At 69.6% G+C, this 20,887-nt stretch carries 19 protein-coding genes; 12 read left to right on the top strand and 7 right to left on the bottom strand.

All coding sequences use genetic code 11. From position 1 onward, the window contains the following. Positions 1-102 precede the first annotated feature (102 nt). Entirely contained in the window at positions 103-696 is a 594-nt protein-coding gene (locus AAFO60_RS16155) for a CHAP domain-containing protein (protein WP_347957248.1), read from the bottom strand. Between the two features lie 86 nt (positions 697-782). On the opposite strand from AAFO60_RS16155, the gene AAFO60_RS16160 reads away from it, so the two are divergent. Beyond that, a complete protein-coding gene (locus AAFO60_RS16160; RefSeq protein WP_347957249.1) occupies positions 783-1,205 on the top strand; it encodes a nitroreductase family deazaflavin-dependent oxidoreductase in 423 nt (140 codons plus the stop codon). A 25-nt stretch (positions 1,206-1,230) separates the two neighbouring features. Here the strand turns inward: AAFO60_RS16160 and ligD are convergent, their stop codons facing one another. Then, positions 1,231-3,192 carry a non-homologous end-joining DNA ligase gene (gene ligD, locus AAFO60_RS16165; RefSeq protein WP_347957250.1) on the bottom strand — a complete coding sequence of 654 codons (1,962 nt, stop codon included), beginning with the start codon at positions 3,190-3,192 and terminating at the stop codon, positions 1,231-1,233. A gap of 39 nt (positions 3,193-3,231) precedes the next feature. Between ligD and AAFO60_RS16170 the strand changes: the two genes are divergently transcribed. From AAFO60_RS16170 to AAFO60_RS16185, 4 genes are all read left to right on the top strand, one after another. Beyond that, complete coding sequence (locus tag AAFO60_RS16170; protein ID WP_347957251.1) at positions 3,232-4,065, top strand: Ku protein; 834 nt, start codon at positions 3,232-3,234, stop codon at positions 4,063-4,065. A 138-nt stretch (positions 4,066-4,203) separates the two neighbouring features. Continuing rightward, positions 4,204-5,670, top strand: a complete 1,467-nt coding sequence (locus AAFO60_RS16175) for a flavin-containing monooxygenase (protein WP_347957252.1) — start codon at positions 4,204-4,206, stop codon at positions 5,668-5,670. Between the two features lie 40 nt (positions 5,671-5,710). After that, on the top strand, positions 5,711-6,187 hold the full coding sequence (locus AAFO60_RS16180; protein ID WP_424308586.1) for a DUF4334 domain-containing protein: 477 nt from the start codon (positions 5,711-5,713) through the stop codon (positions 6,185-6,187). Positions 6,188-6,298: 111 nt separating this feature from the next. Further along, a complete protein-coding gene (locus AAFO60_RS16185) occupies positions 6,299-7,594 on the top strand; it encodes an alpha-hydroxy-acid oxidizing protein (RefSeq protein ID WP_347957253.1) in 1,296 nt (431 codons plus the stop codon). An 8-nt stretch (positions 7,595-7,602) separates the two neighbouring features. Here AAFO60_RS16185 and AAFO60_RS16190 read toward each other — a convergent pair whose 3' ends face one another. After that, positions 7,603-8,466, bottom strand: a complete 864-nt coding sequence (locus AAFO60_RS16190) for an oxygenase MpaB family protein (RefSeq protein ID WP_347957254.1) — start codon at positions 8,464-8,466, stop codon at positions 7,603-7,605. An 87-nt stretch (positions 8,467-8,553) separates the two neighbouring features. Between AAFO60_RS16190 and AAFO60_RS16195 the strand changes: the two genes are divergently transcribed. The 4 genes from AAFO60_RS16195 to AAFO60_RS16210 all read left to right on the top strand — a co-directional run bounded on the left by AAFO60_RS16195 (position 8,554) and on the right by AAFO60_RS16210 (position 12,165). Continuing rightward, positions 8,554-9,207 carry a TetR/AcrR family transcriptional regulator gene (locus tag AAFO60_RS16195; protein ID WP_347957255.1) on the top strand — a complete coding sequence of 218 codons (654 nt, stop codon included), beginning with the start codon at positions 8,554-8,556 and terminating at the stop codon, positions 9,205-9,207. Positions 9,208-9,211: 4 nt separating this feature from the next. Next, on the top strand, positions 9,212-9,811 hold the full coding sequence (locus AAFO60_RS16200; RefSeq protein WP_347957256.1) for a TetR/AcrR family transcriptional regulator: 600 nt from the start codon (positions 9,212-9,214) through the stop codon (positions 9,809-9,811). A gap of 105 nt (positions 9,812-9,916) precedes the next feature. Continuing rightward, positions 9,917-11,122, top strand: coding sequence for an acyl-CoA dehydrogenase family protein (locus AAFO60_RS16205; protein WP_347957257.1), 1,206 nt, complete (start codon positions 9,917-9,919; stop codon positions 11,120-11,122). Positions 11,123-11,148: 26 nt separating this feature from the next. After that, complete coding sequence (locus tag AAFO60_RS16210) at positions 11,149-12,165, top strand: phosphotransferase family protein (protein ID WP_347957258.1); 1,017 nt, start codon at positions 11,149-11,151, stop codon at positions 12,163-12,165. Positions 12,166-12,196: 31 nt separating this feature from the next. Here AAFO60_RS16210 and AAFO60_RS16215 read toward each other — a convergent pair whose 3' ends face one another. The 3 genes from AAFO60_RS16215 to AAFO60_RS16225 form a co-directional block, all read right to left on the bottom strand. Continuing rightward, positions 12,197-13,495, bottom strand: coding sequence for an alkyl sulfatase dimerization domain-containing protein (locus AAFO60_RS16215; protein WP_347957259.1), 1,299 nt, complete (start codon positions 13,493-13,495; stop codon positions 12,197-12,199). After that, entirely contained in the window at positions 13,492-14,670 is a 1,179-nt protein-coding gene (locus tag AAFO60_RS16220; RefSeq protein WP_347957260.1) for an acyl-CoA dehydrogenase family protein, read from the bottom strand. The genes AAFO60_RS16215 and AAFO60_RS16220 overlap by 4 nt, the downstream gene beginning before the upstream one ends. 67 nt (positions 14,671-14,737) lie before the next feature. Continuing rightward, positions 14,738-16,285 carry a class I adenylate-forming enzyme family protein gene (locus tag AAFO60_RS16225; RefSeq protein ID WP_347957261.1) on the bottom strand — a complete coding sequence of 516 codons (1,548 nt, stop codon included), beginning with the start codon at positions 16,283-16,285 and terminating at the stop codon, positions 14,738-14,740. A 101-nt stretch (positions 16,286-16,386) separates the two neighbouring features. Here AAFO60_RS16225 and AAFO60_RS16230 point away from each other — a divergent pair, with 101 nt between their 5' ends. Both AAFO60_RS16230 and AAFO60_RS16235 read left to right on the top strand, forming a co-directional pair. Further along, positions 16,387-16,989, top strand: coding sequence for a TetR/AcrR family transcriptional regulator (locus tag AAFO60_RS16230; protein ID WP_347957262.1), 603 nt, complete (start codon positions 16,387-16,389; stop codon positions 16,987-16,989). A 121-nt stretch (positions 16,990-17,110) separates the two neighbouring features. Continuing rightward, entirely contained in the window at positions 17,111-18,436 is a 1,326-nt protein-coding gene (locus AAFO60_RS16235) for an MFS transporter (RefSeq protein WP_347957263.1), read from the top strand. 27 nt (positions 18,437-18,463) lie between these two features. Here AAFO60_RS16235 and AAFO60_RS16240 read toward each other — a convergent pair whose 3' ends face one another. Further along, positions 18,464-19,129, bottom strand: a complete 666-nt coding sequence (locus AAFO60_RS16240) for a histidine phosphatase family protein (RefSeq protein WP_347957264.1) — start codon at positions 19,127-19,129, stop codon at positions 18,464-18,466. A gap of 372 nt (positions 19,130-19,501) precedes the next feature. On the opposite strand from AAFO60_RS16240, the gene AAFO60_RS16245 reads away from it, so the two are divergent. Beyond that, positions 19,502-20,821 carry an ROK family transcriptional regulator gene (locus tag AAFO60_RS16245; RefSeq protein ID WP_347957265.1) on the top strand — a complete coding sequence of 440 codons (1,320 nt, stop codon included), beginning with the start codon at positions 19,502-19,504 and terminating at the stop codon, positions 20,819-20,821. Positions 20,822-20,887: the final 66 nt, after the last annotated feature.

Raw genomic sequence — 20,887 nt, forward strand, 5'->3', positions numbered from 1 at the left:
GGCGCCTGCGGTGTGTTCGCACTACCAACGCGTATGCGCGAGCGTCTGCGACGACACGCCGCGATCGGGCGGGGACACGCGTTGGAGATGCGGCCGACCGGCTCAGAGCACCCCGTACCCGACCAGGCCGACGTAGCCGCCGATCCGGAAGCGGTTCACCTTGACGTGTCCGCCCCACTCGTTGCCGCCGACGGTCGTGACCTGCCCGTCGGCGTAGTCCAGGACGATGTTGGTGTGCTGCCGGAAGAAGCTCTTCGTGGAGTACAGCATCACGTCGCCGAGCTTGGGCTGATAGCCGGAGTCGGCGGGCCGGAAACGGCCCTGCGCCTGGAAGTACTCGGTCAACGTGTAGACGCCGGGGATCCGCCAGTGGCCCGAGTGCGGATTCTCGAAGGCGGCGCCCGACTCCTTCATCACCCAGCTGACGAAGTCGGCGCACCACTCCTCCTCGACGCCCTCGGCGTACTTGGTGCCCGGCGGCTGCGCGTCGAACTCGGCCCGCGTCACGTCGACGAGCCTGCGTTGGACGGGACTCAGCGCCGCGGTGTCGAGGTCGGGGTAGGCGCGGTCGCGGTTGTTCCACCACGTGGTCACGAAGCCGACCGCCCCGGCCCGGATCGCGACGCCGGTGGCGCCGGCCAGGACGACGGCGACGACGGCGAACGCGATCAGCAGACGGCGGCGTTCACGGGACATGTCGTCAGGGTAGCCAGTGTTCGGCGCCCAGGCGGGCCTCGTCGAACCGCCGGTGACGGTCCGGGGACGGTCCTACCATCGAGGGCATGAGCGATTCTCCTGAACTGAGCCCCACCGACTGGGTCCGCGACCAGACCGAGAAGATCCTGGCGGCGGGCACCACCGACGCCGCGTCCATCGACGGGATGAAGGTGGTTCTGTTCACCACCGTCGGCGCCAAGTCGGGGAAGAAGCGGTACACCCCGCTGATGCGCGTCGAGGAGAACGGGAAGTACCTGATGGTCGCCTCGAAGGGCGGCGCACCCGAGAACCCCTCCTGGTACTACAACGTCAAGGCGAACCCGCAGGTCACCGTGCAGGACGGCGCCACCGTCACCACGATGACCGCCCGCGAGATCTCGGGCGACGAACGCGCACACTGGTGGGAGCTGGCCGTCGCCGCGTTCCCGCCCTACGGCGAGTACCAGACCAAGACCGATCGGCTGATCCCCGTCTTCGTCCTGGAGTGACTCGCTCGGCGCCGAGACCGCGCGGCTACAGGTCGCCGGGCAGCTTGTCGCGCCGCAGCCCCCGCCAACTCGGATGCCGCAGATGTCCGGTCGAGGTCCAGTTCATGAAGGCGACGTCGGCGACGAGCTTGGGCAGCACCCACACCGCGCTGGTCGCGACGGGGCGGTCGATGTCGTCGACGAACGGACAGCGGCTGATCCGCAGCGGCGCCAACTCGTCGAGCAGGGCGTCGAGGTCGGCGTCGGTGAAGCCGGTGCCGACCCGGCCGAGGTAGCGCAGCCCGCGTTCGACGGGCAGCCCCACCAGCAGCGAACCGATGCGGGAATCACTGCCCCGGCCCGGCCGGTAGCCGCCGATCACCACCTCGACGTCGTTCCAGTTCTTGTGCTTGCGCCAGTCCGACGTGCGCCGCCCCACCGGGTACGGCGCATCGCGCCGCTTGGCGACCACGCCCTCCCAGCCGCGGGCGCGGGCCGTGGCCGCCGCGTGGTCGGCCGGCCCGGACAGCAGGTCGGGGATCTCGACCAGCGGTTCGGTGCGGAAGTACGGCAGCGACTCGAGGATCTCGCGCCGGACGCGCCAAGGCTGCTCCCACAGCCGCACGCCGTCGAGGTACAGGACGTCGAAGAGCAGCAGTCGCAGCGGGCGGGGCGCAGCGGTGCGGCGACGCGAGGTGAGCAGCGCGAAGTCGGCGACGCCCGCATCGTTGAGCGCCACGATCTCCCCGTCGAGCACTATGTCGACGGCGGTGCCGTCGGCGCGGACGGCGTGCTCGGCGATCGCCGACAGCTCGGGGAAATCGGTGTCGAAGGCGGTGCCGGACCGGGAGACCAGTTGCAGTCGGCCGCCGATGATGCGGACCAGCACCCGGAAGCCGTCCCATTTGCCCTCGAACGCCCACTCGTCGTCCGACAGTCCGTCGATCGGATCGTCGGCGGCGAGCGCCGGGCGCAGCGCGATCAGGTCGGGCATGACGGCGGGAACCGGCGGCGCTGGAACCGGCCGCGCGGGCGGCGGCGACGGCCGGGCGACGGCGCCCGGCCGCCGGCCCCGGGTCTTGCGGTACTCGCCGAGGTCGATCACCGCGTCGTCGATCGGCGCGGCCACGCGCGGCACCCGGTCCGACAGGCCGGCCAGCAGATCGCCCGCGGTGTCGAGCCGGTCGAGGACCTCGGTCGCGAGGAGATGACGCAGTCCGGGGTCGGCCAGTTCGTCCCACGAGCGCGGCGCGGCCACCCACGGTCTGTCCCGACCGCGCAGCGAGTACGGCGCGAGGGTGGTCTTGGCGGCGGAGTTCTGGCTCCAGTCGATGAAGACGCGCCCGGCCCGTTCGGTCTTCGCCATCACCGCGGTCACGGTCGTCGGATTCGCCTGCGCCAACGCGGTCGCGACCTGCTTGGCGACCGCTCGTGCCGATTCGGTCCGGACCGGGGCGGCCAGGCGCGCGTAGACGTGAATGCCCTTGCTGCCGCTGGTGACCGGGAACGAGGGCAGGCCGACGTCGGCGAGCAGTGCGCGGATGTCGAGCGCGACGCTCGCGCACCGGTCCAGGCCGACGTCGGGGCCGGGATCGAGGTCGAGCACGATCCGGTCGGCGCGGCGATCGGTGTCGTCGGACAGGTCGATCCGCCACTGCGGCACGTGCAGTTCCAGGGCCGCGACCTGGGCCAGCCACACCAGGTCGGCCGCCGACCGGACCACCGGGTACACGGTGCGCCGGTCGGCGTGCTCGATGGTGAACCGAGCCACCCAGTCGGGGACGCCCGCGGGCACCGCCTTCTCGAAGAACGCCGCCGAGTCGACGCCGCCGGGCCACCGTTTGCGGGTCACCGGCCGCGACGCCAGATGCGGCAGCATGGCGTCGGCCACGCGCAGGTAGTAGTCGACCACCTCGAACTTCCGGGTGCCGGTCTGCGGGTACAGCACCTTGTCGAGGTTGGTCAGGGCGATGCGATGCCCGTCGACGTCCAACTCGGATCGCGCCATGACAGGAATTGTCCTCGGTCGGCTGGCAGAATGGTCGGCATGCGCTCGATCTGGCGAGGCGATCTGAGCTTTGGTCTGGTGAACGTGCCGGTCAAGGTGTACTCCGCAACGGAGAGCCACGATCGCCCGTCTCATCAGGTCGATTCCGCCGACGGCACCAGGATCCGCTATCGACGGGTCCGGGAGGGCACCGACACCGAGGTGGAGTTCGGGAGGATCGCCAACGCCTACGAGTCGGACGGCGGCGACCGTGTGGTGCTGACCAAGGACGATCTGGCGACGCTCCCGGTCAACAAGAGTCCCGAGATCGCGATCCTGGAGTTCGTCCCGATCGACCAGGTGGATCCGATCTACTTCGACAAGCCCTACTACCTGGAACCGGCATCCAAGTCGCCGAAGGCCTACGTGCTGCTGGCGAAGGCCCTGCAACGGACCGAACGACTGGCGATCGCCACCTTCACGCTGCGCAGCCGGACCCGACTGGCGGCGCTCCGGGTGATCGACGGCGTGATGACCCTGCAGACGCTGCTGTGGCCCGACGAGGTCCGCGTCCCCGACTTCGACTTCCTGCACGCCGACACCCCGATCCGCGACCAGGAGCTCGACATGGCGGCGTCGCTGATCGAGACCATGGCGTCCGACTTCGATCCCACCCAGTACGAGGACACCTATCAGGTGGAGTTGGGGAAGCTGATCGAAGCCCGCGCCGGCGGCGGCGAGGCCTTCGCCGAACCGACCGAGTCGGCGTCCGACGAGGACAGTGAGGTCGCGGATCTGCTTGCGGCGCTGCGTGCCTCGGTCGCCGACCGCGGTCGAGGCAAGCACGACGAGACTCCGGAACGCGGATCGTCGGCCAAGAAGGCCGCGGGCTGAGCTCCCCGGCGCGACGGCGGTTCGAGGCGAGCCGGGCCCCGCACGCGGGTCTGGTGCGCGCGGGTGCGGAGCGTCCGGCCCCGCGTGAGTACAGTGATGCGTACCACACCAGACGGGTCACGGGAGGCTTCAGTGGAGATGGCTGGCACACAACCGGGCGGGACCGCAGATCGACCGCTCGACGTCCTGATCGTCGGCGCGGGCCTGTCGGGCATCGACGCCGCATACCGACTGCGTGAGCGCAATCCGGGCCTGGACTACCGAATCGTGGAGCGGCGCAGTCGGATCGGTGGCACCTGGGATCTGTTCCGATACCCCGGCGTGCGGTCGGACTCCGACATCTTCACGCTGAGCTTCCCGTGGAACCCGTGGCGCGGGAAGCGCACGATGGCCGAAGGCGACGAGATCCGCGACTACCTCGAGCAGACCGCGCACGACTTCGGCATCTACGACCACATCCAGTTCGACGTCGACGTGGCCGGCGCCGACTTCGACACCACGACCGACCTGTGGACCGTGGACGTGATCGCCGACGGCGTCCCCGGCGTGATCGTCACCCGCTTCCTGTACATGTGCACCGGCTACTACCGGTACGAGACCGGATATCGGCCGGAGTTCCCGGGGGAGAAGGACTTCGAGGGAACCTTCGTGCATCCTCAGTTCTGGCCGGAAGACCTCGACTACACCGGCAAGAACGTCGTGGTCATCGGTTCCGGCGCCACCGCGGTCACCCTGATCCCGTCGATGGCGCCCACCGCGGGCAGCGTCACCATGCTGCAGCGGTCGCCGAGCTACATGTTCCCGAATCCGTGGGAGGACGGGATGACCAAGCTGCTGCTGCGGCTCCTGCCGCCGCAGCGGGCGCACGACGTCATCCGCTGGCGCAACGCCCTGATCACCTTCGGCCTCTACCTGTACTGTCGGACCTTCCCGAAGCTGTCGCGTCGGACCCTGCGCCGGATCGCGAAGACGATGCTGCCCAAGGGATTCGACGTCGACACCCATTTCCGTCCGAAGTACGAGCCGTGGGATCAGCGGTTGTGCGTCATCCCCGACGGCGACTTCTACCGCGCCATCAAGGCCGGGACCGCCGACGTCGTGACCGACACCGTCAAGCAGATCACCCCGACCGGCATCGACCTCGACTCGGGCAGGCACCTGGAGGCCGACATCATCGTCACCGCCACCGGTCTGGAGCTGGTGGCCTTCGGCGGCGCGACCCTGTCGGTGGACGGGGAGAAGTTCGAGGCGGGCGACAAGTTCGCCTACCGCGGGTACATGCTGGACGACGTGCCGAACATGGCGTGGTCGGTGGGGTACACGAACGCCTCGTGGACCCTGCGCGTCGATCTGACCAGCCAGGCCGTCGGCGACCTGCTCAAGCACATGCGCGAGCGCGGCTACACACGTGCCGTGCCGACGCTGCGCGGGACCCGGCCGCAGGCGCATCCGCTGCTCGAACTGGACTCGGGATACGTCCAGCGTGCCGCCTCGCGGCTGCCGAAGGCCGGTGACCGCGCGCCGTGGCTGGTGCGTCACAACCTGATCCTCGACGCGATCGACGCCCGCAAGTACGAGGTCACCGAGGAGATGACGTTCACGTAAGCGGCGGCCGCGCCGTCTGCCTGAGACGTATCATGGGTAAATGTCTCAAATGACTCGCGACGAGGCCGTCGCCGACTTCTTCCGCCGGGCCCGGTCTCAGGAGGTCGCCGACCCGGCCGACCTCGATGCGATCTGGGCGGCGCTGCCGGTCGTCCGCGTCGACGAGCTGATGGGTTCGTGGCGCGGCGGGGAACTGCCCTCGGGCCACCCCATGGACGGGCAGCTCGCGATCGTGAAATGGCACGGCAAGACGTTCAACTCGTGGTTCGACGTGAAACCGATGGTCTGCCGCGACGAGGCAGGCGAGCTGTACTCCAACACCGAGATCGGCAAGGGGGAGGCCAGTGCGTGGATGGTGGAGTTCCGCGGGGAGTCGACGGCGTCGATGGTCTACGACGGCCAGCCGGTGATCGATCACTTCAAGCGGGTCGATGAGGACACGCTGATGGGGATCATGAACGGTAAGACGTCGCTGGTCCGCGATCGCCACTTCTACTTCTATCTGGTCCGCGAATAGCACCACTTTCGTTGCCATCGCACCTCTTTCGTTCTGCGCACCCGGTCGCGACCGAGTGCGCAGAACGAAAGAGGTGCGATATCGGTCGGCCTCGTGCGCCACAATGGGCGCATGGTTTCGATCGGCTTCGGCAGGGCTCGGCAGAACGACATCTACACGGCGGGGATCCACGGGCGAAAGCCCGTCGTTCCGGCGGACTTCGCCGAGCTGGAACGACGCGCGCAGGCGGTGATGAGCCGCCGCGGCTGGGCGTACATCGCAGGCGGCGCAGGCGAGGGCCGCACGATGCAGGCCAACCGCGACGCCCTCGACCGCTGGGCCATCGTGCCGCGCATGCTGCGCGACACCTCCCAGCGCAGCCTGGAGGCCGAACTGTTCGGACAGCGGCTCGACGCGCCCGTCCTGTTCTCGCCGGTCGGCGCCGGCGCGCTCGCACATCCGAACGCCGACGTCCACATCGGTGAGGCCGCCGCGCAACTCGGCGTGCCGTACATCTTCTCCAACCAGGGCTGCGCGCCGATGGAGGACGTCGCCGCGGCCATGGACGCGGTCGTCCCCGGCGCCCCGCGCTGGTTCCAGCTGTACTGGTCCACCGACGACCGCCTGGTCACCAGCCTGATCCGCCGCGCCGAGAAGATGGGCGCCGCAGCACTGGTCGTCACCCTCGACACCACGATGCTCGGCTGGCGCCCCCAGGACCTCAACCTCGGCTCGCTGCCCTTCGCCCGCGCCGAGGGCATCAGCCAGTACACCTCCGACGCGTCGTTCTGGGAGATCGTCGCCGAACGGATCAAGGCCGCCACGGCCGAGAAGCCGGAGATCTCACTGGGGGCGATCAAGACGCTGCTGTCGATCGCCCGCAACGTGCCCGGCGACCTCAAAGACAACCTGACCCGGCCGGAGCCGCGCGCCGCCGTCCAGACCTTCCTCGACATCTACTCGCGTCCGTCGCTGAACTGGGACGACATCGCCACCCTGCGGGAGCGGACGTCGCTGCCGATCGTGCTCAAGGGCATCCTGCACCCCGACGACGCCCGCCGCGCCGTCGAACTCGGCGTCGACGGCATCCTGGTCTCCAACCACGGCGGGCGGCAGGTGGACGGGTCCGTCTCCAGCGCCGACGCCCTGGTCGACGTCGTCGACGCGGTCGGTCCGAAGGGCGAGCGGTCGGCGAAGATCCTCGTCGACTCCGGCTTCTACACCGGATCGGACGTCTTCAAGGGCCTCGCGCTGGGCGCCGACGCGGTCTGCATCGGGCGCCCGCACATGTACGGACTGGCGCTCGACGGGACCGACGGCGCCCGCGACGCGGTCGCGAACATCATCGGCGAGCTCGACCTGACCCTGGGACTGTCGGGCCATCGGGACGTCGCCGAACTGGACCGGACGGCGCTGAAAAGACTCTGACGGCGGGCTCAGACCAGCGGTCGCCCGGTCCGCATGCGCCGGCGGACGTCGGCCAGCAGGAGGTTGAACGGGAAGGTCTTCAGCGGCCGGGGCAGGACGCGGACCACGCGTCGGACGAGGGCGTTGTGCACGTCGAAGAACCGTTCCTGGAAGGGCGTCAGGTGCACGCCCATCTTCTGGCGGAACTCCTCGGGCAGAAAGCCGATGGTCATCGTCTCGGAGAACCAACCGGCCGCCAGCGACACCGGCCAGGGCAGGAAGTCCATCCGCACGATCCGCAGCAGGTAGTCGCGGATCGTGTCGTCGATCTCCAGGTCGGCGACCGTCTGGTTCCAGTACGTCTCGAAGTCGGCGCGGGTGGGCGGCCACATCTCCGGCGGCATCTGCAGGGTCGTGCCCATCACCGCACCCTGCCGGTAGGCGGCCTCGGTGATGTTGGCGGGGTCGCCGTACAGCCGTTCCATGTCCTCCCATCCCCGGTACAGGCAGGCCGCCACCCACAGCTGCAGCTTCGGGTCGAAGGCGTTGTACTTCACCGGGCTGTCCTCGTTCGACCGGACCTGCACGTGGGCCCGGTTGACGGCCTGCCGGTAGCGGCGCCGGTCCTCGGCGCTGCCCATGGCGGCGACCGCGAGATACGAGAGCGTGGTGCGGGTGCGCTTGATCGGGACCTTGAACAGGTTGCCGGAGGCGACCTTGCTCTCGAAGACGCCGTAGCCGACGGCGGGCACGGCCAACTGCATGATCACGTTGGCCGGCCCCGCGAGCAGGGCGATGCCGAGCATGCCCAGATCTTCGACGCGCTGGTCGTCGAGCTCCTGTCGGCGCGAATGGCGTTCGGCGGCAGCGGGGTCGATAGCTTCGGCGGTCATCGCAGGTCTCCCGGACTCATTGAACTGATAACGAACGTTTCCAATTTGATTGAACGCTTGACCGGCGGAGGTGTCAAGATGGTCGACGTGGGCATTTCAGGCGATGAGGCGGCGGAGTTGCGTGCATACGGCGGGGAGTCGGGCGGCGCGCGGGTGGCCCGGCGTCGGGCGGCCCTGATCGACGCGGCCCTCGACATGCTCGCCGAGCCCGAACCCGGTCCGGTGACCGTGCGCGGCATCTGTGGCCGCGCCGGTCTCACGCCGCGGTACTTCTATGAGAGCTTCGAGAACGCCGACGCGTTGGTCGGGGAGGCGTACGACCAGGTCATCGCGCAGATCGCCGATCACGCGCTGGCGGGTTTCAACGCCGGTGCCGACGCGCGCGGCAAGGTGGTCGGCGCGGTCGAGGCCATCGTCGAGACCATCGAAAGCGATCCGCGCACCGGACGGGTGCTGTTCTCCGACACGCTGCGCAGTCCGGTGGTGGCGGCCAAGCGCAGTCAGATGTTGGAGATCTTCACCGATCTGACCTACCAGAGCGCGCCCGCCGTGGCGCGGGTCAGCGGTGGTCAGGAGACCCTCGCGGCGGCGCACTTCCAGGTCGGCGGGCTCGGCCGACTGCTGGCCTCGTGGACCGAGGGACTGGTCGACCTCGACCGCCGGGCACTGGTGGACATCTGCGTTCGGATGCTGCTTCCGGAGAGCCGAGCCGTGGATTCGTCGACGGCCCGGCTAAGTTGAAGTAATGACGAATTGGCGTGACTACGGCGCAGTCGACCTCCCGGTGCCGTTGGCTGCAGCGTTGGGCGCCTTCGTCGAACACGGTTATCACGGCACGTCGGTGCGCGACATCGCCGCGCGTGCGGGCCTGTCGGTGCCCGGCCTCTATCACCACTATCCGTCTAAGCAGTCGCTGCTGCAGGGGCTGCTCGAGTTGACTATGTCCGACCTCCTGCGCCGTTCGGAGGAGGCGCTGGCGGCGGCGGGCGAGAACCCCGTCGACCGGTTCGACGCCGTGGTCGAGTCGCTGCTGCGGTTCCACATGTACCGCCGCGAGCAGGCCTTCGTCGGTTCCACGGAGCTGCGCAGTCTGGATCCGGAGTATCACCGGGTGTACATCGGTCACCGGATCCGCCAGCAGCGCATGGTCGACGAAGTGGTGCGCGAGGGCGTCGAGACCGGTGCGTTCACCACCGATGCGCCGAAGGGCGCGGCCCGCGCGGTGGCCACCATGTGCGTGGGCGTGTCGACCTGGTACCGGGCCGACGGCCCGATGGGACCCGAGGACCTCATCGCACAGAACCTCGAGTTCGCGCGCGCCATCGTCGGCTACGTTCCGCGCTGACGCCGCTCGGGGAGTTCCGTCGCGGCCGACTGCTTGACGGGCTTCCGGGGGCATGGCAACCTAACCGCTAACCGAGCGCTCGTTCGGTAGAAGCTGGAGGACGTCATGCCCGTCGATCTCGCCTACAGTGCGCAGGTCCGCGACCTCGTGGACCGCACCGCGGCCTTCATCGCAGCCGAAGTGCTGCCGATCGAGGAGCGCTACCACGGCGACATCACCGCCGCGGGCGGCGACGACCTGCGACGTGAGCTCAACGCCAAGGCGAAGGCCGCGGGCGTCTTCGCCCCGCACGCACCCGAGGAGTTCGGCGGACTCGGGCTCGACATGTCCGACCGCGCGCCGGTGTTCGAGGCGGCGGGCGCGTCGACCTTCGGCCCGGTCGCACTGCACATCGGCGCCCCCGACGAGGGCAACATCCACATGCTGGCGCACATCGCCACCGACGAGCAGAAGCACCGTTACCTGGCGCCGCTGGCGACCGGCGAGGTGCGCAGCGCCTTCGCGATGACCGAGCCGTCACCGGGTGCCGGCGCCGACCCCAACGCCCTGTCCACGACCGCGGTCGCGGTCGACGGCGGATGGCGGATCAACGGCCGCAAGCGATTCATCACCGGCGCCGACGGTGCGGCGTTCTTCATCATCATGGCGCGCACGGTCGGCCGGCGCGGCGACCGCGGCGGCGCGACCATGTTCCTGGCGCCCGCCGAGACCGACGGCATCAGCGTCGACCGGCACATCCACACCACCGACAAGTCGATGATCGGCGGGCACTGCGAGATGACCTTCACCGACGTCTTCGTGCCCGACGAGGACGTTCTCGGTGCCCCGCACGAGGGTTACCGGTACGCGCAGGTCAGGTTGGGGCCGGCCCGCATGACGCACGTGATGCGCTGGATGGGCAGCGCGGTGCGCGCGCACCGGATCGCGGTCGACTACGTGGAGCGGCGCGAGGGCTTCGGCGGCCGACTGGCCGACCTCGGGATGATGCAGCAGATGATCGCCGACAACGAGATCGACCTCGCCGCCGCCCGGGCGCTGCTCGTGCGGGCCTGCTACGAACTGGACCGCGGCGAGCACGCCTCGGACGCGACGTCGATCGCGAAGACCTTCGGCGCCGAGGCGTTCTCCCGCGTCGCCGACCGGGCCGTGCAGATGTGCGGCGGCCTCGGCGTCTCCGAGGATCTGCCGCTGGCGCGCTTGGCGGCCGAGCTGCGGCCCTTCCGCATCTACGACGGCCCCAGCGAAGTGCACCGATGGGCCATCGCCAAGCGCGCCGTCGGACGGGCGCGCAAGGCGCGCGAGGGCCAGTGACCGAGTACGACGACGAGGAGAATCACGTGGCATCTCATCCCGGCCTGAACGCCGAGAACCTCCGGAAGCTGCTGTCCGCCAACGACGTCGAGGTGGACGGCGAACTGCGGATCGAACTGATCAGCGGCGGACGGTCGAACCTGACCTTCGACGTCCGCGACGACCGCAGTCACTGGGTGGTCCGGCGGCCGCCGATGGGCGGGCTGACGCCGTCGGCGCACGACATGAACCGCGAGTGGAACGTGACCTCGGCGCTCGTGCAGACCGCGGTCCCGGTGGCGCCGACCGTGGCCATCGACCGCGACGGTCAGTTCATCGGCGCCCCGTGCACCGTCGTCGAGTTCGTGGACGGCCGAGTGATCCGATCCGCCGACGACCTGGCGGGGCTGAGCGACGCCGAGGTCACCGCGGGCGCCGACGCGCTGGTGCGCACGCTGGCCGACCTGCATGCAGTGGACTATGAAGCGGTCGGGCTCGGCGACTTCGGCAGGCCCGAGGGCTTCGCGGCCCGCCAGGTGAAGCTGTGGGCCCGCCAGTGGGGCATCGTCAAGACCCGCGAGCTCGACGACGTCGATCGCCTCGCCGCCGCACTGACCGAACGGGTGCCCGTGCAGGCGCGCAAGGCGATCGTCCACGGCGACTTCCGCATCGACAACACCATTCTCGCGCCGAACGACCCGGGAACCGTCGCCGCGGTGGTCGACTGGGAGATGGCCGCGCTCGGCGACCCGCTGACCGACCTCGCCCTGATGTGCGTCTACCGCGAACCGGTGTTCTCGCAGGTCCTCGGCTTCGACGCCGCCTGGACGAGCGACCGCTATCCGGACGCCGACGGCCTCGCGCAGCGCTACGTCGAGGCGACCGGCGCCGAACTCGGCGACTGGGCCTTCTATCTCGGCCTGGCGAATCTCAAGCTCGGGGTGATCGCCGAGGGCATCACGCACCGGGCGCTGGCCGGCGGGTCGTCGGGCACCGCGGGCGCCGAGCGCGCCGCCGAGGCGACCGGAGCCTTCATCGCGGCGGGGCTGCGCGCGATCGGGTAGCACCGGGTCGCGGAGTCGGCGGCACGCACGATCAGTCGGCGACGCCGATCGACGCCACCGCCGGCTGCCAGTCGGGTTCGCCGAGTGCCGCCGCCTGCTTCGCCTCGGCGGCCGCCCAGGCGAACACCCCGCGCGCCATGAGGGACTCCTCGGACTTCGCCCGCTCACCGTAGACGCGCGCCCGGGTCTCATGAGCGGAGCCGGATTCGGGCTCGGCCTGCACCGCCATCTCGGCGAAGTGGGAGGCAAGACGCAGATCGCCCGCCTCGGCGGCGCGTTCGGCTTCGTCGAGCACCGGGCGGAGGCCGCCGGCCAGCCGCACCACGGCGCGCGCCAGTTCGGCGTCGCGGCTGGGCTTGAGCCGAGCCGGATTGCCGTCGTACCAGCCGCCGTACCGACGCCACAGGTTTCGGACGATGAACTCGGGCTCGTCGTACCGGGCACGGAGGTAGACGCGGTCGGCGAGTTCGGCGGGCGGCTTCACGGCGGGCACGATGTCGTCGAGGCGCCGGCCCGCATTCATCATGTCGAGCGTCTGTCGGACGATGGAGTCGAGCCAGTCCGCGGTCTCCAGGCACGCCTGCTCGATGCGGTCGGCGCCGAAGATCGGCGCCCCGTGCGACGGCAGCATGATCTCGGCACCCAGCGTCGCCATGCGGCGCAGGGCGTGTGCCCACTCTCGCGGAAAGCGCTGCGCCTTCTGCGGATTTCCGCAGTTCGGGACCAGCCACACGAACATGTCTCCGGGCATCAGCAGCTTGAGCTCGGGGACGTAGGCCACCGCGGCGTCGTCGGTCTCGCCCTCGGCGTGGAACAGCTCGAAGGTGACGCCCGCGCGCCGAACGGACATCGAATCGCGGAAGGTCACATCCGGCGATCGCAGGTCGCTGGGCCACGTCAGGTCCGGGATCTGGAACTGGCGGCGGTTGATGATCTCGTTGTAGCCGGCGGTCAGCCGGTAGCGGTCGAACCGGTCGCGCACCCGCTCGTGGCCGATCACCTCGATGTTCGACTCCGGCTCGGCCTCGAACGGGCCGAGACCGCAGACGTGGTCGGTGTGGCCGTGCGAGTAGAACGCCGTGGTCAACGGCTTGTCGGTCCAGGAACGCAGGAGGTGGTGACCGCGCTGCGCACCGCGGGAGTTGCCGGTGTCGAACAGCGCCAGCTCGTCTGCGGTCCGGAAGGCGATCGCATTGCCGAATCCGGGGAGGAAGCCGACACCGTCGGCGATGTCGATGACCGGGTGTCCACCCCGCCCGGTCGCGATGTCGTTGTCGACCTCGCCGGACCAGACGCGGTCGGCGTAGGCGCGGATGTCGGTGATCGTCATGCCAGTTCTCCTGCCAGGTCGCGCATGATTCCGTTGCGTTGGATCTCGGAGGCGCCGGTGAGGACGCGGAACATCCGCAGGCCGTGCCAGAGCTGCTCGATCTCGGTGCCGCGCACCATGCCGGCCTTGCCGAGAATTTGCATCGCCTCGTCCGCGATGCGGTACGAGCTCTCGGCGACGAAGAGCTTGCACATGAACGATTCGATCCGCGGCCGACGCCCGGCGTCGAGATCGGCGAGGGCCGAGTAGGTCATCGACCGGCCGGCGTACAGCTCGGTCGCCATGTCGGCCAGACGGTGCTGAATCGCCTGCTTCTCGATCAGCAGCCCACCGGTCACCGGACGCTGGGCCGACCAGCGCAGTGCCAGCTCGAGGGCGCGCCGGGCTGCGCCGATGGCGGTGGGGCAGTGCAGCAGACGGTTCGCGGTGATCCGTCCGAGCGCGATCCGCAGCCCCTGCCCCTCCGCCCCGAGCAGGTTCGCCGCGGGGACGAAGGCGTCCTCGCAGATGACGTCGGCTTCCACGTTCTGGCCGGTCAGCGGCAGTTCGCCGGGCACGACCTTCACGCCCGGCCCGTCGAGATCGACGAGGAAGGCGCTGTAGCGTTCGTCATCGCCCGCCATGCGGGCCACCACGATAGCGAAGTCGGCGAAGGTTCCCGCGGTGCTGAACACCTTGTGTCCGGTCAGGAGGTAGCCGCCGTCGGTCGGCGTGGCGACGGTCGACATCCGCCGCACGTCCGAGCCGGCGTCGTCCTCGGTGATGGAGAAGCAGCAGGCGCGCTCGGCGCGGACCACCGGCAGCAGGTACTCGTCGATCTGGTGCTTGGTGGCGATGTCGAACAGCGATCCCACCCGCAGCGGGCCGCCCATGTCGCCCAGGACGGAGGTGGCCAGGACTCGCGGCGACGCGCCGATCTCCTCTTTCAGTGCGGCCAGCCGGGAATAGCTCAAGCCCTGCCCGCCGAGCTCGGGCGGCAGATGGATTCCGTAGAAGCCCAGTTCGCGGCTGCGGCGCCACACCGGTTCGAGCAGTTCGCGGGTCAGCGGCGTGCCGTAGGCGATCAGGTGCTCGCGTTCGTACTCGGCCAGCTCGCCGGTCAGATACTCGCGCAGGCGCACCACCAGCGTGTCCAGTTCGGGATCGTCGGGGTAGCGCGGATTCAGGGAGAACATCGGGGGTCCTTATCGAAGAGAGACGGGGCGAAGGAGAGAGGGGCGGAAGAGGGGACGGCGGGGGAGATCAGCCGACGAGCCGGTCGGCGTCGGCCCAGCTGCGATCGCGGAGCGTGCGGCGGTCGATCTTGCCGTTGCGGTTCTTGGGCAGTTCGGTGTGGAAGTCGATGCGGCGGGGAATCTTCACGCGCGAGATCAGTTGCGCGCAGGCCTCGATGAGCTCGTCGGCGCTCGCGTCGAATCCCGGCTTGAGGACGACTGCGGCCCGGACCGCCTCGCCCCACTTCTCGTCGGGGACACCGTAGACGCAGGTCTCGAACACGGCCGGGTGCGCGTACAGCGCGCTCTCCACCTCCAGGCAGTACACGTTGTAGCCGTCGGAGACGATCATGTCCTTCTTGCGGTCCACCAGGAACAGGAAGCCGTCCTCGCGGAACCGACCGAGATCGCCGGTGTGGACCCAGCCGTTCCGGAAGGTCTCGGCGGAGACCTCGGGGGCGTGGAAGTACTCGCGGACGCAGTCGTCGCCGCGTGCGACGACCTCGCCCACCTCACCCGCGGGGAGCGGGGCGCCGGTCTCGTCGACCACCCGGACCTCCGTGTCGAAGATGGGCCGGCCACACGAGAGCAGCAGCTCCGGATCGCTGTGCAGGCCGCGCATCACGTCCGCTGTCGACAGGAAGGTGATGGTGCTGGTGGTCTCGCCCTGGCCGTAGCCCCGGTTGACGACGGGACCGAAGGCCTCGACCGCCTCGCGCAGCCGCGCCGGGCTGACCGGTGCGCCGCCGAGGGTGACCGAGCGCAGCGCGCTCAGGTCGCGGTCGGCCAGCGTGGGCTCGGCCAGCACCATGTTCAGCATCGTCGGCACGAGGAAGGTGTTGGTCACCTTCTCGCGCTCGAGGGTCTCCAGGTAGGCCGATGGGGTGAAGCCGGGCAGGACGACGACGGTCGCGCCGTGGAAGAAGCAGGACAGGATGCCCATTCCGCTGGCATGGGTGATCGGTCCGGGTGCCAGATACACCTCGTCGGCCCCGTGCAGTTCGGAGTTCATCGCGACCTTGCGCATGTTGGCGAGGCGGTTGCCGACGGTCTGAACGGCGGCCTTCAGGGTTCCGGTGGAACCGGAGGTGAAGTTCAGGACGGCCGGATGGTCGGCGGCGACATCGGCGACGACGCTGCGTGCCTCGCCCCGGGCGAGGAGTGCTCGGTAGCCGGCGGGGCCGTCGGCGCCGATCTCGATGATGCAGCAGTCCAGTCCGTGCCGCCCGATGATCTCGGCGACCACCTCGCGGTGGCGGGGCCCGACGAAGACGGCGCGGGCGGCGGAGTCGACGAGCACGTGCTCGATCTCGACGGGTGCGAGCCGAGCGCTGATCGGAACCCGGAGGAAGCCCGCCTTGCACATGGTCATCTCGGCCACGACGAGCTCGCCGCAGTTGTCGGCGATGGTGGCGACCGCGGCGCCGAGCCCGAGCCCGGCGCCCTGGAGTGCGGTCGCCAGTCGCGAGGAGTCCGAGTCGAGCTGCGCATAGGTCCATCGCTGGTCTCCGCAGACGAGTGCGGTGTGATCCGGGGTGTATGCGGCCGTGCGGCTGAGATAGATCCCGAGGTTCATGACTCTCCAATTTATTGAACTTAAACGCCAGTATTGGACGATGTGTCCAGCAAATGTTAGGCGTGACGTCCATTACTCGTCAAGGCTGCTAAAAAAGCGTCATGGCAACCACAGATCGCAGGACCAGGAGGACGCGAGCTGCGCTTCGGCACGCTCTCGTCGAACTCGCAGTGGAGCGGGGCTTCGGGCAGGTGACAGTCGAGGAGGTCACCGAACGCGCTGATGTCGGACGCGCGACCTTCTACACGCACTTCCGGGACAAGGAGGCGCTCTACGACGACGTGGTCTCGGCGCTGATCGCCGAGCTCGCGGTCCGGACTCGGCCGGACGACGCCGAGGGGCAGGGCTTCACCGGGCGGCCCCTGCGGGCGTTGTTCGTGCACGCCGCCGAGGAGTCGGCGGGGTATCGCATGATCCTGCGCGGCGACGGTGACGGCCGCGCCCGACGGGCGCTCGTGGCCGCGCTCGTCGACGCCGCGGAGTCGGTGTTCCGGGCGCGGGTCGTGGACGCCGGCGTCGAGCCGCGGATGGACTTGACGCTGCTCGCGCGCGCCTGGGTGGGCGAGCAGGTGGAGGTCCTGCTCTGGTGGCTGGAGAGCGATGGGGTGATGCCGCTCGACGAGGTGGTCGACATGCTCGCGGACCTGTCGCGCTACGGCCGCAGGTGGGCGACGGGATTCGCCGTCGACGCCCCCGAGGGGTGACCGGCGGGCGGGCGGTGAGTCCCATCGCAGACGTGGGGGGTTGTGTTTACGGTCACATCCAGTCTACTTTTGGACAACAAGTCCAATAAAGGTCTATCTGTCTCACAACTTGGAGGCCGTAGTGCTACCTCACCGTCGCGAACTCACCGTCTATCCCACCGGCGCACGCCGCCGCGGCCTCGTAGCGGTGGTGATCTTCGCCCTCTTCCTCACCGCGTACGAGGGGCAGCTGGCGCCGATTCTGAGCCTCATGCTCAAGGACTTGGGCTTCTCGAAAGTCGTCTACGGGCTGATCACCGCGGCCTCGCTGCTGGTCGGTGCGGTCGCCGGCTACGTCGGCGGTGCCCTGGCGGACCGGATCGGCAGGGTGCGCCTGCTGGTGCCCTTCCTGTTCCTGTCCGGTGTCGCGGTGCTGTTCATGGCCACGGCCCACGACGTGCAGACGTTCACCGCGGCCCGGATCCTGCTCGCACTCGTGGAGGGCATAGCGGTGGCCGGAACTCAGCCGCTCATCCGCGACTTCACACCGCGCGTCGGCCGCGCGCAGGCGTTCGCGTTCTGGTCCTGGGGCAGCGTCGTCGCCAACCTCGTCGCGGCGGCGGTCGCCGCTGCCACGCTGGGCTTCTTCAATGACAACTGGCGTTCGCAGCTGATCATCATGGGCGTCGTGTCGATCGTCGGCGCAGCGGTGGTCGCAGCGACCCTGCAGGACCTGTCTCCCGAATTGCGCAGGCAGATCCGCGTCTCGGAGCGGGACGTGGTCGAGACACGTTCGGCGATCGCGCGGATCAGCGTGCGTCCGCTCCTGAACAATCCGGTGATCTGGCTGCACGTCTCGGCCAACGCGATGCTGTTCGTCCTGCTCGGGACGCTGAACGCCTACGGTCAGACGATGGTCGAGGAGACCTTCGGCGTCAGCGTCAGCCAGGCGTCGGTGGTCCTGATGGCGTTCTGGGCGTCGAACACCGTCACCAGCCTCGTCGCCGCACGGATCTCGGACCGGACCCAGGTGCGCGTCCCGTTCATGGTCGGCGGCGGCCTGGCCGGCGCATTGGCCACGTGTGTGTGGGTGGTCGTCATGGCCGGTGGTTCGGCATCGATGCCGGTGCTGATCCTCGTGCAGCTCGTGATGGGTGCGGCGGTCGGGACGGTCTACGGCCCGTGGATGGCCAGCTTCTCGGCCGCCGCGGAGGAGGTGCACCCCGACCTGCAGGGCACCGCGTTCGGGCTCAACCACTTCGTCTCGCGCGTGCTGATTCTCGCCTCGGTGGTGCTGGCTCCGAAGGTCGCCGATTTCGGCGGATGGCGGCCCTGGATGATCGTGGTGACCGGCGCCATGATCGTGTACGTGGTTCTCGCCGTGCTCCTGGAGCGCCGGATCAGGCCCAGCGGGTCCCCGGCGCAGGCAGCGGCCGCGGGCCGGTGCGATGCGCGCGAGGCCGTCTGACCCGGGGACGTCGGGTCGGGCGCAGCCCTACCGGTACGACATCAGCTCCGAACCCAGCGAGGAGACGTGCTCGTGGGCGTTGATCGACACCGGCGTCATGCCGCGCGCGCCGGCCAGCACCTTGGTGACGGAGGTGTTGACGAAGGTCCGCGACATCGCAGGCCACGACGCGTCCGGCACACCCCACAGCTGAGCGATCAACTGCGTGATGGACCCCGCCGACGACACGACGAGCACGTTCCGGCCGGCGCCTGCGGCGTCGGCGGCGCGATCGGCGGCGGCACGGGTGCGGGCGGCGAACGCCGCGTAGGTCTCCGGCGCGATGTCGGCGCCGCCGACCCACTCGTGCAGCGCCCGGGTCAGGGCGTCCTGGAAGGGCTTCCCGCCCGCGCGATGGATGTCGTCGGCCTCCGCGAGCGGCGGCGTCACGTATTCGTTCCAGTCCGGATCGATCGTCGGTTCGACGGCGCCCCCGAACGATTCGAGAATCCCCGCCATCGTCGCGCGCTGGCGGGGGAGGTCGCCGCAGAAGGCGGCGTCGAACGACGGCACCTGCTCGGCGAGCGCCTTGCCCGCCGCGCGGGCCTGGGCGAAGCCGAGGTCGGTCAGTCCCGGGCCGCTCGCGGTCTCCGAGTCGGGGCCGTAGGCGTGCGCCGGGGCCTGTCCGTGGCGGACGATGTACAGAACTCCCACGTCGTCATTCCTTGCTGCTGGGCGGTGTCGTCGCCGGGTCGGCGGGACCAGGAGCCGGGGTCGCCGACCCCCGTCGTGACCGGTGCGGCGGCCGTCACAGAACCAACCTATCGGGTCGATCTCACTTGCACCGGTCGCGGGTGCTCGCTAATCTCGGTCATCATGACCAGTCAGTCTTTCGCCATCCCGGAGGTCACCTACGTGACCACCGCTCTGGGATGCCGTCTGCCGCTGGCTCGGGTCCTTTGTTGTCGTCGAATGCGCTGACCCAGCTCCGGCTCGCGCCGTCCGCGCGGGCGACGACCCCTGCGAAGATCCCCCGGAAGATGCCCTCCGTCGGTCTCGCAGCCAGAACTCAGGACCTGTAGAACCATGACCTCCACCCTTGACCACCCGATCCTGTCGAACGCAGCTCCGGTCGACGTCGTCGTCCGTCCCGGCACTCGCCACAGCGCCTCGTCGCAGACGGTCAAGCCCCAGACCGGCAAGCCCCAGACCGTCAAACCCCAGACCGTCAAACCCCAGCCGCCGCATGTGGCGACCGCTCGGCTGCAGCTGTCGACGAAGGCCGCGGCGCTCGTCCTGCGCACCGCGCGCGTGTCGGGTCCGGTCTTCCGCGACGACGCCGCCGCCCTGACCGGACTCTCGATCTCGACGGTCAACCGCCAGGTGAGCGCCCTGCTCAAGGCCGGCCTGATCCGCGAACGCGCCGACCTGACCCCGCCCGGTGCGGTGGGCCGCCCGCGCGTGCCCTTCGAGGTCAACACCGACGGCTTCCTCACCATCGGCATCCACATCGGCTACGCCGTCACCTCCATCACCACCCACGACCTGCAGCATCGGGTGGCCGGAGCCATCTCGATCCCGACCCCGCAGGCCGACACGCCCGAAGAGGTGGTCGCGCAGATCGGTGCCAGCGCGCGCCGGTTCGCCGATCGCTGGGTCGGCAAGCGGCTGCTGTGGGCGGGCGTCGCGATCGGCGGTCGAGTCGCCGAGGGCGGCACCGTCGATCACCCGCGGCTGGGCTGGGAGGGCGTGCCCGTCGGGCGCGTCGTCGCCGAAGCGCTCGGCCTGCCGGTGTCGGTGGCCTCGCACGTGGAGGCGATGGCGGCCGCCGAGCAGGTCGTCAACCCCGCCGATCAGAGCCAGAACTTCCTGTACTTCTACGCGCGTGAGATGGTCGGCATCGCCTTCAGCGTCGACGGCGCCGTCCACACCCCGGCCGCCGGCCCGCCGACCATCGGCCACTTCCCGACTGGTCCGACCAAGCTGCTCGACCCCGACCGGACCGGCCGGCTGGAGCAGGCGGTCAGCGACTCCGGCATCCTGCGCGCCGCGCAGCACGCGGGCCTGGAGATCACCTCGCTCGACGAGCTGCGGGCCGCCGCCCGGACCGGGAACACCGTCGCCAACGACATCCTCACCGAACGCGGTGAGGTGCTGGGCCGGACGGTCGCGTTGATCGCGGACATCTTCAACCCCGACCACGTGATTCTGGGCGGCCAGGCGTTCACCGACTACCCGGAGGCGCTGCCCGCGGTCAGCAAGTCGCTGCGTGCGACCACGGTCATCACGCAGCGCGACGTGCGCGTGGCGCGCTCGGCGATCACGGTTCAGCAGAAGGCCGCGGGCGCGGTCGCGCTCGACGCGCTCTACGCCGACCCGCTCGATGCCCTGACCTACACGGCATAGTGTCCTCGCCTGCACGATCAGGCGATCGGCATGGCCCGTGGCGCCGCCCACCGGATCCAAGAGACA

Origin of the sequence: Gordonia aichiensis, from assembly GCF_039946255.1 — a bacterium.
In the GTDB taxonomy this organism is placed as follows: Bacteria; Actinomycetota; Actinomycetes; order Mycobacteriales; family Mycobacteriaceae; genus Gordonia; species Gordonia aichiensis_A.

Coding starts and splice junctions, on each gene's coding strand:
- AAFO60_RS16170 (WP_347957251.1), top strand. CDS start 3,232: ATGCGCTCGATCTGGCGAGGCGATCTGAGCTTTGGTCTGGTGAACGTG.
- AAFO60_RS16185 (WP_347957253.1), top strand. CDS start 6,299: ATGGTTTCGATCGGCTTCGGCAGGGCTCGGCAGAACGACATCTACACG.
- AAFO60_RS16220 (WP_347957260.1), bottom strand. CDS start 14,670: ATGTTCTCCCTGAATCCGCGCTACCCCGACGATCCCGAACTGGACACG.
- AAFO60_RS16160 (WP_347957249.1), top strand. CDS start 783: ATGAGCGATTCTCCTGAACTGAGCCCCACCGACTGGGTCCGCGACCAG.
- AAFO60_RS16215 (WP_347957259.1), bottom strand. CDS start 13,495: ATGACGATCACCGACATCCGCGCCTACGCCGACCGCGTCTGGTCCGGC.
- ligD (WP_347957250.1), bottom strand. CDS start 3,192: ATGGCGCGATCCGAGTTGGACGTCGACGGGCATCGCATCGCCCTGACC.
- AAFO60_RS16205 (WP_347957257.1), top strand. CDS start 9,917: ATGCCCGTCGATCTCGCCTACAGTGCGCAGGTCCGCGACCTCGTGGAC.
- AAFO60_RS16155 (WP_347957248.1), bottom strand. CDS start 696: ATGTCCCGTGAACGCCGCCGTCTGCTGATCGCGTTCGCCGTCGTCGCC.
- AAFO60_RS16180 (WP_424308586.1), top strand. CDS start 5,711: ATGTCTCAAATGACTCGCGACGAGGCCGTCGCCGACTTCTTCCGCCGG.
- AAFO60_RS16200 (WP_347957256.1), top strand. CDS start 9,212: ATGACGAATTGGCGTGACTACGGCGCAGTCGACCTCCCGGTGCCGTTG.
- AAFO60_RS16245 (WP_347957265.1), top strand. CDS start 19,502: ATGACCTCCACCCTTGACCACCCGATCCTGTCGAACGCAGCTCCGGTC.
- AAFO60_RS16225 (WP_347957261.1), bottom strand. CDS start 16,285: ATGAACCTCGGGATCTATCTCAGCCGCACGGCCGCATACACCCCGGAT.
- AAFO60_RS16190 (WP_347957254.1), bottom strand. CDS start 8,466: ATGACCGCCGAAGCTATCGACCCCGCTGCCGCCGAACGCCATTCGCGC.
- AAFO60_RS16230 (WP_347957262.1), top strand. CDS start 16,387: ATGGCAACCACAGATCGCAGGACCAGGAGGACGCGAGCTGCGCTTCGG.
- AAFO60_RS16175 (WP_347957252.1), top strand. CDS start 4,204: ATGGCTGGCACACAACCGGGCGGGACCGCAGATCGACCGCTCGACGTC.